Source organism: Aquipluma nitroreducens, assembly GCF_009689585.1.
GTDB lineage: Bacteria > Bacteroidota > Bacteroidia > Bacteroidales > Prolixibacteraceae > Aquipluma > Aquipluma nitroreducens.
Window position 1 is genome coordinate 2,403,750 of sequence record NZ_AP018694.1, and the last position, 14,745, is coordinate 2,418,494.

The following is a 14,745-nucleotide window of genomic DNA, read 5'->3' on the forward strand; positions in this document are numbered from 1 at the left end:
GATTAGAGTTATACAAAATTAGATTTATTTATTCTGATTCAACAGTTTCTACGATTTTGTTTCGTTGTCTTCTTCGTATTGATTCTCCTACAAGTTCCATTCGATGAGCATCATGAACAATGCGGTCAAGTATTGCATCCGCTATTGTTTGTTCTCCGATAACCTCATACCATTGTGCCACTGGCAACTGAGAGGTTATAATGGTTGAACGGTTTCCGTGACGATCTTCCACGATTTCCATAAGTACCGACCTGTTTGATGCATCAAGCGGCTGCAAGCCAAAATCGTCCAGAATCAAAAGATCCTGTCTTTCTATCTTTGCAACTTCTCTGATGTACGAACCATCTGCTTTGGCCATTTTTAATCTTGTAAACAGCTTTGTAGTGTTGGCATAAAGTACTTTGAACCCAAGGGTACAGGCTTGATTTCCGATAGCAGAAGCAATGAAGCTCTTGCCTATTCCGGTACTCCCGGTGATCAGAAGATTCTCTTTTCTTCCGATAAAAGTACACTCAGCCATACGCATGAACTGATTTTTGTCCAGGTTGCGATCTATATCAAAGTGCAACTGCTCAATGTTGGCTTTATAACGGAACTTTGCATTGCGCATTTGCCTCTCTATGCGGCGATTGTTACGATCATCCCATTCGGCATCAATAAGCATCGATACCATTTCATCGCCTGTCATTTGAATCATGCTGCCATTCTCGATGCTTGTTCTAAAGGCACGAACCATACCGAAGAACTTCATCTGTCTCATTTTTTGAAGCGTTTGCTCATTCATTTTATTCGATTTAAGGTTAAACAATACCCGGAGGGGTAGCCGTTACAGCTTTCCTCCGGGGAGATATTACCGGTAATAGTTTTTACCACGTATGTTCAGGTGAGGGGGCATTGACTGATCAACATGCTGCTGATCATCAACGTTTCGGTCAAGTCCTTTTTCAAGGATTACCCGGATGGTCTGATAGCTGTAATCGCCATATTGAAGTGCACGCAGACAAGCATTGTTAAGCCGCTCTTTTCCGGCACGTACCGAAAAACTTAAAACTCCCTGGCAGGATCGATAGGTCTGCTCCGGATGCTGCCGGGCATTTAGCAACTGGATAATATATTCTTTTGTTTGAGGGCCTACCTCTGCGGCTCGTTCGATAAATTTATCGGGGTTCCAGTCGCTCATGAAGCGGTGCTGCGAGGCCAGATGATCTGTTATTGTTGTGTGTCCAAAAAGGTGCCTGTTCCTTTTGTGCACTGCAATTCGCTCGTAGCGGTGATAAATTTCAACCTCAGATTGGCTGTAAAGCAAGGTTACCTTCTTGCCGATAAAATGGTAAGGAACACTGTAATAATGCTTATCCTCGGCAAGGCAGACGTAATTGTTCTTCATCACAGAAGCGATATAGCGTCGCTTCAACTCATATCTCTTTTCAGGTAAAGGGTGCAAAAAGTGTCGTTCAGTATCTTCGAATAACTGTCGCCTGCTGAATGGCCTTCCTGTAAGCGGCCTGTTATTATGAGCTTCCAGTGCCTCCCTGATCGCGCTATTTAGCAGTTCAATGCAAGAATATACATTACCCTTTAAAATGCTGTAAATCGAACGGTAAATGATTTTGACGGCACCTTCTACCAACGCTTTGTGTTTGGGTTTATACGGAGCTGCCGGTAAAGCCGCCATCGAATAATAGCTTACGAAGTCACGAAAAGCCTCATTAAGTGTTGGCTCATAACGATTACTCTTGATTACCGCCGATTTTAAGTTATCCGTAACGATGGCATTAGGAACACCTCCGAAGTAATGTAATGCATTTTCGCAGGAGTTGATGAAGTCTTCCTTCTGTTGGGTATAACTGGCCTCTACGTAGGTCAACTGGCTTGCACCCAGTATGGCGACAAAAACCTCTACCTCTGTGATGTCTAATGTTTCCGGATCTAAAACCTTGAGTTTTTCGCCTGCATAATCAACATACATCTTCTCCCCGGCCTTATGCTCAATGTGCATAACCGGATTACGAACCTTCTTCCAGAGAAGATAATAATGCTTGAACTGTGAAAACCGATAGCCTGCAGGATGCTGTTCAAAATATTGCTCCCAAAGCTTCTCCTTGGTGTTTCCCCGGATCTTCAATGCTTTTTCCATGGTGGGGAAAAATGCTTCCAGAGATTGATAACGCAGATCATTCTCAATATGATTGCGTGGAACCATATCCAGAAACATCTGCTCAAGTTCAGTGTCACTCATCAGTTGAATCTCCTGGGGCGATTTGCCCGAAGCCAGGAACAACCTGATATACTTCTTAACACTATTGCGGGGAAGACCTGTCCGTTCCCCGATGGACTGTTTACTTACACCCTCGGTGTAAAGCCTGATAATGCTTCTTACCTTGCTCATAATGATTAGTTTATTTGACATTTTGATTATATTGAACAAAGCCAACTTAATCATAAATGCCCGCTAATCAACAAGGATAAATCGTTCTTAGAGGGTGGTCAATTTGCTCCGGCGCAACCCAACCATTTTGACCGGCGGAAGGTGGTCAATTTGTTCCGGCGAACACTGGATATTTTATCCGGCGTGTCCACTTTACTGGGACTATTACTTTCTTGAAGCTTTTAAAATCGTTGTTCATTGTCATCTTGTATTAAAATCGTTCTTAATTCATTTATGTTACTGATTTTAAATACAAGGAATCTGAATACTTTCGATTGGGTATTTCCGGGTAGTAATTCGCATAACCGGAGCCAATCTTCTTTTTCTACTGGGGTCAAACGGATATCAACTCTCTCTGACTTTCGTTTCATGGTTTCATTTTTATAATTCTGAACATTGGAGTAGCTGTAGCGCTAATCTATTTTATCGAAAAGATTATAGTAAATTAGAATCATTTTGTGTGGCATTGTATTGTAAATTGTACACCAAATAAGCATAGGTTTCCTTTGTTTACGCCTGAAGGTATTGTAAGTGGAATTTTGCTTCATCCGAACACAAAGTATTTTTCCCTCGCCGAAACTTTCAAGGGTAATACGAGCCGGATGGATTAATTATTTCTGGTATCCGGCCCTTGCAAATTTCTTCGCTGGAGAAAGCCGGGTTGTTTATCGGATGGAAGCCAGAGATTTATTCAGCGATTAAAGTGGTGCAGTAGCGAAACCGCAAAATGAGGTTTTGGGCTTAAAGGTACTTGTAAAGGTAGATGCATGACTAACGATGTCTTGGTCGTTAAATTCAAATACCTCAAATTGGGGAGTTAGTCTAAGATTAGTCCACGTGTTTCTAAATGCCGACATTCAAACAGACTATTACCGATTCATACCTTTAAGGTAGTTGGTCCTATGTTGTATTGTCGATTGAGACTTTTCCACCAACCTAAAAGCAAAGTGAAATACTGAATCGGTTTAGGGCGTGCGCACGTTCGATTTTGCTTGTAATCTTCTTACTTCTGCTATGTAGGGTATTAGAAGGCACATATTACTGTCCGGGGGCTACTCTTTCTCTTTCGATTTTATAGGATATCGAAAACCTATAAAACCGTTTGGCCGTATCGCTTTGTAGTTAGGTGCTGATCTATTCTCACATAATACGAATTCTATAACAGGGAACACCAGGACTGTCCTAGAATTCGGTATTATATGGAATATCTCTTAGCTTGCTATTATTATCTGCTCGATGGAGGTAACATCTGTTATTCTCATCATTTCTCTGGTTGCAAAAATCTGCACAAAGAATGTCGTTGACGTTCATTTTTATATTCTGAACCTTATTCTCCAATCGTAAATACGGTTGCTGAAGTACTATCTAATGCTAAGAAACGCTAGGTGAAAATATGAAATGTTGGTACTTTTGTTGGTAAGCCTAAATAAAAAAGCAGCCACAACTTAATGTAACTGCTTGATTTTGAAGTGGGCCCAACTGGGCTTGAACCAGTGACTCCCTGATTATGAGTATTAAGACTACCGGTTTCTTTCATTTTCTTTTTATTTTATTTGCTGTTTAAATAGCTGGTATTTAGTTATATAACAGATTTTAATATTTTTTAAAATAGTATCTATTTTGAAATAATCGCTATATTTGTGTGCAAATTGTGTGCAAATATCCGTTTTGCACACATGAAATAAGCATTTAAATATAGCGATAATGTTCAATTATGCAAACAGTGGAGTTACCGTATCTTCTATTTTAGATAACAGGAGGGCAACCAATGACAATTTATATCCTATCAAAATCCGTGTTACATTCCAGCGTATCCGTAAATATTATTCAACTGGGAAATATCTTAAATCAGAAGCATGGGAAAAGCTGCCGGAAACTAAGAGTAAGAAGATGCTTTCTATAAGATTTGATATTCAAAATACGTTTGATATAGTGAAAGATACCGTGCAAGGGTTGTTATATGAAGGTGGCTTTTCCTTTGAAGCATTAAATAGCCGCCTGAATAAGTCCCCTTCGGATACATTAAATGCCGGATTCAAAATAAAAATTCAGGCTTTATTGGATAATGAACAGGTTGGAACCCATCTTTTCTATCAGGATGCACTTAAAAGCGTGGAATCTTATGGAGGAGAGAATATTTCTTATACGGTAGTCACAGTAGATTGGCTAAAATGCTACGAAAAGTATATGTTAAAATTAGGAAGGGCATATACAACCATAGGGATGTACTGTCGTGCCATTCGTTCTATTATCAATGAAGCAAAAAGGGCAGGAATAATAAAAGAAAATCAATATCCATTTGGAAATGGGAAGTATGAAATACCAACAGGTACAGGTCGTAAATTGGCTCTTACATTACAACAAATAAAATCGGTTGCAAGTCATTCTGACGGAACTGAAACAACAGAAAAATATCGTGATATGTGGTTTTTCTCCTACCTGTGTAATGGTATCAATTTTGCGGATATGCTTACTCTGAAATATTCCAATATACGGAACGGTGAGATTTGTTTTTTACGTGCCAAAACAACCCGAACATCCAAGGTGAAAAAAGAAGTATGCGCGATATTGACACCTGAAATGAACGCAATTATCAAGAAATGGGGCAATAAATCCCAAAAACCGGATGAATATATTTTCAAGTATCTGACAGGCAAGGAAACACCTTTTAAGGAAAAAGATGTAATAAAATCTGTGACCAAGCTTTGTAATAAGAGATTAAAAAAGATCGGAACAACTTTAGGAATTGAATCGTTAAGCACTTACACCGCGAGACATTCCTACGCCACGGTTCTGAAACGGTCAGGAGCGAATATTGCTTACATTTCGGAAAGCTTAGGTCATAATGATTTGAAAACGACTGAAAATTATTTAGCATCTTTTGAGAGGGATGAGCGAGTAAAGAATGCAAGCTTATTAACCAACTTTGGAGAATAAGCAATATGTTTGTTTTATAAATAAAATTGCATGGCAATACACATTAATGTCGAGAAATTGATTTCAGGAAAAATCGTTGAAGGGGAGCGGATTGAGTACAAAAAAGGTTGGAATCCGGCAGCGATTTACCGGACGATTTGTGCATTTGCCAATGATTTTGAAAATATTGGCGGAGGTTATATCATTGTTGGAGCCGAAGAAGAAAAAGGAAGGGCAAAACGCCCGGTTACCGGTATTGCGACAAATGAATTGGATTCTATTCAAAAGAAGATGGTTGAATTCAATAAAATGATAAATCCTCACTATGATCCTAAAATCAGTATTGAAACAATTGATAATGCCTCAATTCTAGTAATATGGGTTCCTGGAGGAAATCAACGGCCATACGAAGTTCCTGAAGATGTTACGATTAAGAAGGACAAGAAATACCGTTACTATATTCGAAGGTATGCAAGTACTGTTCAGGCAGATAAGGACGAACGGGATGAATTGATAAGTCTCACCCGACAAACTCCATTCGATGACAGGATTAACACTCAGGCAAGTGTTGAAGATATTTCTCCATTATTAGTCAGGGAATATCTGCAGAATGTGAAAAGTTCACTGATCGAGCAAATCGAAACAACTCCCATTAATGATATTTACAGAGCAATGGATTTAGTGAGTGGTCCCGACGAATTGCTTTATCCGAAAAATATTGCCTTGATGATGTTTAATTATCGGCCGGAAAAATTCTTTCCTTATTCCCGAATTGAGATTGTTGAATTTCCTAATGGATTGGGAGATCCTGTATTTTATGAAAAGCCTACAATAACAGGTCCGGTTTATTTGCAGATACAGAAGGCGCTTGCCCAGTTAGAAAGTATCGTGTTAAAAGAGCGAATATATAAATTGCCTGATAGAGCAGAGGCGGAACGTATATGGAATTATCCTTTCCGGGCTTTGGAAGAAAGTGTTGTGAACGCCTTATATCACAGAAATTGGGAAGTTAGAGAGCCAGTTGAAATACGGATTTTACCGGATTGCATTGAGATTGTTAACCAGGGAGGTCCTGACCGAAGTGTCAAAATGGAAGAGCTACAAAAAGGAATTATTCATAACCGGAGATATCGAAACCGGAGAATTGGCGATTTTCTAAAAGAATTAGACATGACTGAAGGAAGGGGAACGGGCATTCCAATTATCCGCAAGGAAATGGAAAAGAACGGCTCGCCTGAACCTCGCTTTGAAACAGACGAAAATCACAGTTATTTTATAACAACACTTCCAATACATCCTGCCTTCCTTTTGGAAGAAGAAATGAGTGAAGGGGTACACAAAGGGGTTAAACTTTCTGATGGACAGCATGATGCTATTTTTAATCTTATTCATGAGGGTGTAAATGAGGGTGTAAATGAGGGTGTAAATGAGAATGTGTATGATATCATAAACATTCTCAAAAATGTAGCAGGATTAAACGCAGTGGAGATAGCATCCCGAACAAAAAGAGGACTCTCTACTGTTGAGCGATACCTTCGTTTGTTACGGAAAAAAGAAATCGTTGAATTCAAGGGAGTACCTAAAACAGGGGGTTATTATCTGACCAAGAAAGCGAAAGATAAACTGAAATAGCTATGCCCCGACGCAAGCAATACAAAATATCAGCCAGGCAGACTGCAATTTATGATGTTATTGTGGCCGAACTTCAGCAAAATCCCGAATTGGCTGATTACGATATGGGAACCATTGAAATATCCATAAAGAAGAAAATTACTCCCCGGATTCAAAACATTGATTTGGCGATAGCCAACCTGAAAAGATACATCGCAATTAATAGGGAACATATCCAGACCATTAACGGCGAAATGATTGTATCCAAAAAGGAGATAGCCAGGATGCTGAAAATCTCGCGGCCAACCCTTGATAAGTGGATTAGGGAAGAATTTGTAACTCCCGTTCAATCAAGTGTTCTGAAGGGTGCAATAATCTTTCCTCCCGACCAGATTCTGAAGCAGCTTCAAAATAAAAAGAGTAAAAAATAAAATAAATTTTTCAGCTTTACATCTGTTACGATTGGCATAATTTTGCATTTGCAAGTAAATAAAAAAGTGCTTTTAAAAACTTTACATGGTGAGGTTTGATCTTATTTGGCATCATTTGTCTTGTTCATGTAAAGCTATTTATCTATTTGATTATCAATTATATTCATTTTTATTTTACACTTAAATTCAATCAGTACTATGTGTAATTTTAAATTTGAGTATCATGTCAAACATTATTCTAACCACGCCCGACGAACTGCGGGCAATCGTAAGCGAAGCGATCTCCGGTGCTTTTCCCAAACCGGTATCCAATCCATCACAGATCGACACCATCACACTGAACGACACATTGGAGTTGTTGAAAGAACATGGTTATCCAACGTCCAAGGCCAAGCTTTATAAGCTGACCTCAACCGGTAATATTCCCTGTAAAACGTACGGAAATAAACTGGTCTTTTCCCGAAAAGAAATACTGTTGTGGGCCGATAATCAGACTAAACCCAAACACGATTCAGGTAGAATAACCATGACTTTAGCACGGAGTGCCAGACGTAAAAGGCTAAAGCTATGAAAGGAAAAATAAATGATTGCGGAAAATATATCCGCATTGGGACGACTTTGTACAAAACGGTACAACGTCCACTCATCAGCGGCGATTACATCGAGGAGAAAATCCCCTGGAGTTACGAAACACTACGGCAGGACTATGGCAAAAACAATCTTCCGGAGATCGAAAAGTACGATGGGTTTTGTATTATTCCCGACCATGTTAACTATAAACAAGTGCATGGGACATACCTTAATCAATATGAACCTATATCTCATTTACCCAGCTCTGGGGACTTTCCCAACATTCGCAGTTTCCTGAATCATATTTTCGGAGAACAGATCGAGTTGGGTATGGATTACCTGCAGATCCTTTATACCCGGCCAACGCAAATGTTGCCGATTCTGTTACTGGTTTCCAATGAACGTAATACGGGAAAAACAACATTCCTGCGGTTTTTAAAAATGATTTTTGGCAAAAATGCAACGTTCAACACGAATGAAGATTTTCGAAGCCAGTTTAATGCAGACTGGGCCAACCGCCTGTTGGTTTTGGTTGATGAATTGCTTTTGAATAAAATGGAAGATACAGAGAAAATCAAGAATCTTTCAACGGCAGGCGACTATAAAATTGAGGCCAAGGGCAAAGATCGAAGGGAGATTGAGTTTTTTGCAAAATTTGTTCTTTGTTCCAACAATGAACGAAATCCAATAATTATTCCCAAAGAGGAGGTACGGTTTTGGGTCCGCAAAATCAATCTGATTGAAAAGGACAATATTCATCTCCGGGGACAGATGGCGGCAGAAATTCCGCATTTCTTAAATTTTCTTCTTTGCCGGGAACTCTCTTCTAAAAATGAATCCCGGATGTGGTTTCATCCATTAACCCTCGACACACCAGCCTTACAGAAAATCAAAAAGTACAACACCAATAAGATTGAAATAGAAATGGCTGCTTATTGTTATGAGGTAATGGATGGTTTGAAACAAACCAAATTGCGATGTTGCCCCAAAGACCTTATGGACGTATTGCGCGAATCAGGGTTACGTGCTGATATTAACATCATCCGAAATATACTAAAAGACAGTTGGGGTCTGAATTCTGAAAAGAACGGTGAATACAGTTTTTATCTTATTGGCATTGATGGAGAATTCATCCCGGTGAAAAGAAAAGGACGATACATGGAAATTGAAATATCGGTGGTAGATAAAATACTGTTGTAATGTTGAGTTTTAGATTTAAAGCATTGAATGATAATAATTTTAACAACACAACACGGCCACAACAATCCCACAACAATTTTTATTCTGTTGAATTCCAACTGCGACAAATCAGACTTTTGTTGTGCTTTTGTTGTGTTTGTAATGATTTGACAAAATGTGTTTTAACCTCATTTACAACAAAACAACAAAAAATTGACGACTATGGCATTACAGGAAATAAAACAAATAAGTATCAGGCAATACCTGGCAGATTTGGGAATCTACCCAGCAAAAGACAGTTCCCGTTACGGAATGTATAATTCGCCCTTCAGAGAGGACCGTAACGCAAGTTTGAAAGTAGATTATCCTAAAAATCTGTGGATAGACTACGGCGCAAATGAAGGCGGAACATTGATCGACCTGGTGATGAGAATGGAGCATTGTTCTCTGCATGAAGCCATCACAATGTTGGAACGAAAATACAGTCGTGCGGACATAGGTACGTTCCAAAATGCCAATATACCAACAAGTAATTTTTCTTTTCACCGGAAGAATGCGGATTCGGATCTTAAATCACCTGAATCATCAATAATGTTACAGAACGTTCAACCAATCAGTAATCCGGCATTGATTGAGTATCTGAAGGAGCGCCAGATCAGTATAGACATTGCCCGGATTCATTGCAGCGAAGTTTATTATTCGGTGAATAAGAAGCCTTATTATGCTGTCGGGTTCCAGAATGACAAAGGCGGATATGAGTTGCGAAGCAAATATTTTAAGGGATGCACTTCGAAAGACATTACATCGGTAAAGCGAAATAAAGACCATTGCCTGCTGTTCGAAGGTTTTATGGACTACTTGAGTTTCCTGACAATGAAGAATATCCAAAATTCCCCTATAGATGTAATCGTTCTAAATTCATTGACAAACCTTCTCAAAGTAAAAAACACCCTTGAATTATATAAAAGCATTTCGACATTTCTTGATAATGACCTAGCCGGGAAAAGAGCTGTTCAGGAATTGGAATCAATCTATAAAGATGTCATTGACCAGTCATTTCTCTATTCCAAACACAAAGACTTAAACGAATACCTGTGTCATTGGCAGCCGATACAACATCAGAATTTAAAGAAAAAATCAGGATTAAAGCCATAGCCTGACTGAAGTAAAATACTATGTTTTTTAGGGTAGCAAGTTTATGTTTTGGTTATACCAAAACTCTCGTTTCATCCCGCTGGTCTAATTTATAAATGTTCAGAAACGTGAAAATGAAAACAGAAAACAAAGGAGGCAGACCTGCAAAAGTGGCTGGTCAGAAAAAAGGCTATTTCATCGGCGTCAAGATGGATACCGAGGAGTATTATACTTTAAAAGCCAAAGCGCGTGAAGCCGGGATTTCCATTAGTGAATGTGTTCGCCAATCTGTTTTGCGAGGCGTAATTAAACAGCGACTCAACACCGAAATGTATGACTTGATCCGGAAACTTTGTGGTATGGCCAATAACCTGAATCAGATTGCCCGAAAAGCCAATGCCCAGGGGTACCAGAATGCTCAGAGTGAAAACCTTCAGCTGGCGAGCAGCATCCGAAAACTGGTAAATCATCTACGCCATGATAGCTAAAATTGTCAAAGGTCAAGGATTCCGGGGTGTGGTCAATTACATCCTGAATCAGGAAAAGAAAGCTGAAATTCTGGACAGCGATGGGGTAATGCTTGATGATCCTGAAGCCATCATTGAAAGCTTTAACTTTCAGACCGAACTAAATCTACGGATATTAAAACCCGTAGGACATATCTCACTGAATTTCTCAGTACAGGATCAGGAAAAGCTTTCCAGCGAATTAATGGTTAAAATCGCACGGGATTATATGGCACAAATGGGAATTACCGATACTCAATATTTGATTGCCAGACATTACGACAAGGAACATCCACATATTCACTTGGTCTTTAACCGGATAGATTACAATGGGAATACAATCTCTGACCGGAATGATCGCTTCCGAAGTGAGAAGATCTGCAAGGGACTGACTCGGGAATATGGCCTGTACTTTGCCCAGGGAAAAGAAAATGTTAAGGAGCATCGGTTAAAAGAACCCGATAAAACCAAATACGAAATTTATCATGCACTCCAATCAGCTATATCTAAATGTCGGAACTGGCAGGAATTAAAAGCAGAGTTACTCAAATCAGGGATTAAAACCGAATTCCAAAATAACGGAGCTACAGACAAAATACAAGGAGTACGGTTTGGAAAGAATGGGTATGAATTCAACGGTTCCAAAATTGACAAGACCTGCAGTTATTCCAAAATCAATTACCGGTTGCAGCAAAACGAGAGATTACAACAGGCTCAAAAACACCAAGCGGAACAACCTGCATGGGAGGATGACATGGAATTTTCCTCGACCATGAAAAGCATAACTTCCTCATTGGGGGGGCTATTCGATATACTACAACCTTCACCCGTCTATGATGAAAATCAGGCAGAAGTTTTTAGAAAGGAAGCAAAAAAGCGAAGGAAGAAGAAAGCAAACCAATACAGACAACGATTGTAATTTATTTAAAAATCAATACTTATGGGTACAAGCAAAATGGATTCTTCGGCAGTTTATACACTGTTCGAAGAATTAAAACAAAAGATAGATGAATTGAGCAAAAAGTCAATTCCAGATAACCAGGCTAATTCAACTTTTGATACAGAGGAACTAATATCGCTTATCGAAGATTTACAAATCAGGATTAACCAACAGCAGTTTACACCGGAACAAATAAAAAACTTGGGACAGATTTCGGCCTATTCGGTAAACAAGGTAAGTGAGAATCTCAATAAAGGATTTACTGAAATTAAAGCGGTAATTACTCCTATCGATGAAAAGGTCTCCCTGCTGAGGTTCCCTCAAAATATAGCTATCCGCAATGATCATTTTTTTAGTGTGGATTTTCGAAATAGCAAGGCTGCTATAACAATGATCTCAATGGCTTTAATCATTTTGCTTTCTTTTGGCGGCAATATCTGGCAATTAAACAGGAATAGCCAACTAAAAGATAATGATCTGAAATACCGCTATATTAAATCGACGAATGGGATTGATCCGGAGAACTTGTACAAACTTGAAGACATTTTTCAATATAATCGGGATAAGAAACTGATCAAAGAGATTCGCGGAAACGTGGAGGAATATGAAAGGAATGTAAAGGAGGTTGCGGAGAAGATTGAACGTGAAAGACTTAAGAATGACAACACAAAATAATAATAACAATTTGGGGTAATCAGAAAAGGAAAAGTCAGTAGTCATTGCAAAACGTTCCGAATGACTTCTGACTTTTTTCTGACTGAAAAACTTAATTTTGAAACCGGTATTCATTGGGCGTAAAGCCTGTTACGTTTTTAAACAGTCTGGTAAAGTGCTGAGGATATTTGAAACCCAATTCGTAAGCAATTTCATTTACACTTTTATTGCTGTCAAAGGTTTTGTTCTTGGCAATGTCAATAATTTTGTTCTGAATGTATTCCTTGGCTGATTTTCCGGTTTCTTTTTTAATCAAATCGCCAAAATAGTTGGGCGACAAATGAAGCTCTTCTGCACAATATGAAACAGATGGTATCCCAATTGTTTGGGGTTTGGCTGATGAAAAATAGCCATTCAGCAGTTCTTCAAACTTTTCCAGAATGCCTTTATTGACATTATCTCGTGTAATGAATTGCCGGTCATAAAATCGGTCGCAGTAATTCAGGAACAATTCGATATTTGAGGCAATCAATTTTTTGCTGTGTTTGTCGATGTTTTGCTGCAATTCAAAGTCTATTTTTGAAAAACAATCAAGCACAATCTGCCTTTCACGTTCTGACAGGTGCAACGCTTCGTTAGCGTTGTAGCTGAAGAAGTTATACTCATGGATGATCCTGCCCAGAGACGTCCCGCGGATCAGGTCGGGATGAAACACCAGAGCATATCCTTTAGGCTGATACACTTGTCCGTCGGTTTCAACAACCATCATTTGCCCGGGCGAAACAAAAACCAGCGTGCCTTCCTGGTAGTCGTAATAGTTACGTCCGTATTTTAAATCGCAGCCTTTAAAATCTTTCAGGAAAATACAATACAGCCCATAATTTATCCTGACACTCTTTTCTCCCCACGACCTTGGATTCGCTTTTGAAAAATTGATGACACTGACCAAAGGGTGCAATGTTTCGTGATTGTTCAGGGCATTGTATTCAGTAACCGTATCAAATTTGAAAATCCGTTCCATAGCTTTTATTGTTTTTCTGAAACAAATTTAAGTATTCTAACCTAGTTGTAATCATTCAAGATGTGCAATCAGTAAAAATGGTAGAAGATACAGTAATTTATATACCAATGCCTGAATAACAAGTCCTTACATTTGTAGTAATGAAAAATTTATACACCATGAGAAGAGAAACAAAAGATCTAGAATCGGTGAGATTCAATGATGCATTGGTAAGTTGTATAAAGCGTTACCTGATGCTTGCGTTTTTGTTGTTTTTGACGGTCATCAGCCTGTCGGTTAATGCCAAACCCAAAGAAAAGCCATTGATGATTCAGGAGCAAGGCAGTTTTGCCGTTGGCGGCACTGTGGTTACCAATCCCGGTACTTTTAATCCGTATAATCAGACTACGGAAGGGCAAACCTTTCATGGCGACCATGCCTATATTTTTTATCAGGTTCCGGTTAAGGCCCGCAAATATCCGCTAGTGATGTGGCACGGTATCGGACAGTTTTCCAAAACATGGGAAACCACTCCTGACGGACGTGAAGGATATCAGAACATCTTCTTGCGCCGTGGATTTGGTGTTTATCTTATCGACCAGCCAAGGAGAGGCAATGCCAGCCGCAGTACTGCGACAGCCACCATTGCACCAACCCCCGATGAACAAGGTTGGTTTGGTACTTTTCGGGTAGGAATCTGGCCAAACTATTTTGAAGGTGTACAATTTTCAAAAGATTCAGAGACACTAAACCAGTATTTTCGCCAAATGGTACCCAACCTTGGACCTATCGATATCAATGTCAATACCGATGCTGTTTCGGCGTTATTCACTAAAATTGGCCCGGCAATTTTGGTTACACACTCACATTCAGGCGGTATGGGTTGGGGTACCGCAATCAAAAATCAGAATATAAAAGCCATCGTTTCCTATGAGCCGGGAAGCGGTTTTGTATTTCCTGACGGAGAAGTGCCTGCTCCTATCCCAATGGCCGGGGGTACACTTGCCGCGATTGGAGTTCCTATCTCCGATTTTATGAAGCTCACGAAAATCCCGATCATTATTTACTACGGTGATAACATCCCTGAAAAACCAATGGATAACCCGGGACAGGATGGTTGGCGGGCTCGTTTGGAAATGGCTCGTTTGTGGCGCGATTGTGTGAACAAGCATGGCGGCGATGTTACCGTGATTCACCTTCCTGAAATTGGCATAAAAGGCAATACACATTTCCCATTTTCAGATTTAAACAACATTGAAATAGCCGATTTGATGTCGGCGTGGTTAAAAGAAAAAGGACTGGACAAATGAAAGGTTTACAGGCAGTCTTTAATTATCAATTAAAACGCCACAAAATCACAAAGTTTCACTAAGATT

The 14,745-nt window shown here is 39.4% G+C and carries 14 protein-coding genes; 10 read left to right on the top strand and 4 right to left on the bottom strand.

Annotated features, from left to right (window positions below):
• Positions 1-28 precede the first annotated feature (28 nt).
• The 3 genes from istB to AQPE_RS10070 all read right to left on the bottom strand — a co-directional run bounded on the left by istB (position 29) and on the right by AQPE_RS10070 (position 2,799).
• On the bottom strand, positions 29-760 hold the full coding sequence (istB, locus tag AQPE_RS10060; protein ID WP_318346872.1) for an IS21-like element helper ATPase IstB: 732 nt from the start codon (positions 758-760) through the stop codon (positions 29-31).
• 90 nt (positions 761-850) lie between these two features.
• Positions 851-2,389: an IS21 family transposase gene (istA, locus tag AQPE_RS10065; RefSeq protein WP_318346873.1), complete on the bottom strand. Its 1,539-nt coding sequence runs from the start codon at positions 2,387-2,389 to the stop codon at positions 851-853.
• 221 nt (positions 2,390-2,610) lie between these two features.
• On the bottom strand, positions 2,611-2,799 hold the full coding sequence (locus AQPE_RS10070; protein ID WP_318350929.1) for a hypothetical protein: 189 nt from the start codon (positions 2,797-2,799) through the stop codon (positions 2,611-2,613).
• 1,333 nt (positions 2,800-4,132) lie between these two features.
• Here AQPE_RS10070 and AQPE_RS10075 point away from each other — a divergent pair.
• The 9 genes from AQPE_RS10075 to AQPE_RS10115 all read left to right on the top strand — a co-directional run bounded on the left by AQPE_RS10075 (position 4,133) and on the right by AQPE_RS10115 (position 12,390).
• Complete coding sequence (locus AQPE_RS10075; RefSeq protein ID WP_318350930.1) at positions 4,133-5,365, top strand: tyrosine-type recombinase/integrase; 1,233 nt, start codon at positions 4,133-4,135, stop codon at positions 5,363-5,365.
• Positions 5,366-5,395: 30 nt separating this feature from the next.
• Positions 5,396-6,976, top strand: coding sequence for an ATP-binding protein (locus AQPE_RS10080; RefSeq protein WP_318350931.1), 1,581 nt, complete (start codon positions 5,396-5,398; stop codon positions 6,974-6,976).
• 2 nt (positions 6,977-6,978) lie between these two features.
• Positions 6,979-7,386, top strand: a complete 408-nt coding sequence (locus AQPE_RS10085) for a hypothetical protein (RefSeq protein ID WP_318350932.1) — start codon at positions 6,979-6,981, stop codon at positions 7,384-7,386.
• 223 nt (positions 7,387-7,609) lie between these two features.
• Positions 7,610-7,957, top strand: coding sequence for a hypothetical protein (locus tag AQPE_RS10090; protein WP_318350933.1), 348 nt, complete (start codon positions 7,610-7,612; stop codon positions 7,955-7,957).
• Complete coding sequence (locus tag AQPE_RS10095) at positions 7,954-9,156, top strand: primase-helicase family protein (protein WP_318350934.1); 1,203 nt, start codon at positions 7,954-7,956, stop codon at positions 9,154-9,156. Before AQPE_RS10090 ends, AQPE_RS10095 begins: the two co-directional genes overlap by 4 nt.
• A 201-nt stretch (positions 9,157-9,357) precedes the next feature.
• Complete coding sequence (locus AQPE_RS10100; RefSeq protein WP_318350935.1) at positions 9,358-10,290, top strand: toprim domain-containing protein; 933 nt, start codon at positions 9,358-9,360, stop codon at positions 10,288-10,290.
• Positions 10,291-10,403: 113 nt separating this feature from the next.
• Positions 10,404-10,757, top strand: a complete 354-nt coding sequence (locus AQPE_RS10105) for a plasmid mobilization protein (protein ID WP_318350936.1) — start codon at positions 10,404-10,406, stop codon at positions 10,755-10,757.
• Positions 10,747-11,694 (top strand): relaxase/mobilization nuclease domain-containing protein, encoded by a 948-nt coding sequence (locus tag AQPE_RS10110; RefSeq protein ID WP_318350937.1) that lies wholly within the window; start codon positions 10,747-10,749, stop codon positions 11,692-11,694. The genes AQPE_RS10105 and AQPE_RS10110 overlap by 11 nt, the downstream gene beginning before the upstream one ends.
• Positions 11,695-11,715: 21 nt before the next feature.
• Positions 11,716-12,390 (top strand): hypothetical protein, encoded by a 675-nt coding sequence (locus AQPE_RS10115; protein ID WP_318350938.1) that lies wholly within the window; start codon positions 11,716-11,718, stop codon positions 12,388-12,390.
• Positions 12,391-12,481: 91 nt separating this feature from the next.
• Here the strand turns inward: AQPE_RS10115 and AQPE_RS10120 are convergent, their stop codons facing one another.
• Positions 12,482-13,390, bottom strand: coding sequence for a helix-turn-helix domain-containing protein (locus AQPE_RS10120; protein ID WP_318350939.1), 909 nt, complete (start codon positions 13,388-13,390; stop codon positions 12,482-12,484).
• A 158-nt stretch (positions 13,391-13,548) separates the two neighbouring features.
• Here AQPE_RS10120 and AQPE_RS10125 point away from each other — a divergent pair, with 158 nt between their 5' ends.
• On the top strand, positions 13,549-14,679 hold the full coding sequence (locus tag AQPE_RS10125) for an alpha/beta hydrolase (RefSeq protein ID WP_318350940.1): 1,131 nt from the start codon (positions 13,549-13,551) through the stop codon (positions 14,677-14,679).
• The last annotated feature ends 66 nt before the right edge of the window (positions 14,680-14,745 follow it).

Excerpts from the sequence above, each read along its gene's own strand:
- istA (WP_318346873.1), bottom strand. The coding sequence starts at position 2,389 with ATGAGCAAGGTAAGAAGCATTATCAGGCTTTACACCGAGGGTGTAAGT.
- AQPE_RS10075 (WP_318350930.1), top strand. The coding sequence starts at position 4,133 with ATGTTCAATTATGCAAACAGTGGAGTTACCGTATCTTCTATTTTAGAT.
- AQPE_RS10090 (WP_318350933.1), top strand. The coding sequence starts at position 7,610 with ATGTCAAACATTATTCTAACCACGCCCGACGAACTGCGGGCAATCGTA.
- AQPE_RS10070 (WP_318350929.1), bottom strand. The coding sequence starts at position 2,799 with ATGAAACGAAAGTCAGAGAGAGTTGATATCCGTTTGACCCCAGTAGAA.
- AQPE_RS10105 (WP_318350936.1), top strand. The coding sequence starts at position 10,404 with ATGAAAACAGAAAACAAAGGAGGCAGACCTGCAAAAGTGGCTGGTCAG.
- AQPE_RS10080 (WP_318350931.1), top strand. The coding sequence starts at position 5,396 with ATGGCAATACACATTAATGTCGAGAAATTGATTTCAGGAAAAATCGTT.
- AQPE_RS10120 (WP_318350939.1), bottom strand. The coding sequence starts at position 13,390 with ATGGAACGGATTTTCAAATTTGATACGGTTACTGAATACAATGCCCTG.
- AQPE_RS10110 (WP_318350937.1), top strand. The coding sequence starts at position 10,747 with ATGATAGCTAAAATTGTCAAAGGTCAAGGATTCCGGGGTGTGGTCAAT.
- AQPE_RS10095 (WP_318350934.1), top strand. The coding sequence starts at position 7,954 with ATGAAAGGAAAAATAAATGATTGCGGAAAATATATCCGCATTGGGACG.
- AQPE_RS10100 (WP_318350935.1), top strand. The coding sequence starts at position 9,358 with ATGGCATTACAGGAAATAAAACAAATAAGTATCAGGCAATACCTGGCA.
- istB (WP_318346872.1), bottom strand. The coding sequence starts at position 760 with ATGAGACAGATGAAGTTCTTCGGTATGGTTCGTGCCTTTAGAACAAGC.
- AQPE_RS10085 (WP_318350932.1), top strand. The coding sequence starts at position 6,979 with ATGCCCCGACGCAAGCAATACAAAATATCAGCCAGGCAGACTGCAATT.
- AQPE_RS10115 (WP_318350938.1), top strand. The coding sequence starts at position 11,716 with ATGGGTACAAGCAAAATGGATTCTTCGGCAGTTTATACACTGTTCGAA.
- AQPE_RS10125 (WP_318350940.1), top strand. The coding sequence starts at position 13,549 with ATGAGAAGAGAAACAAAAGATCTAGAATCGGTGAGATTCAATGATGCA.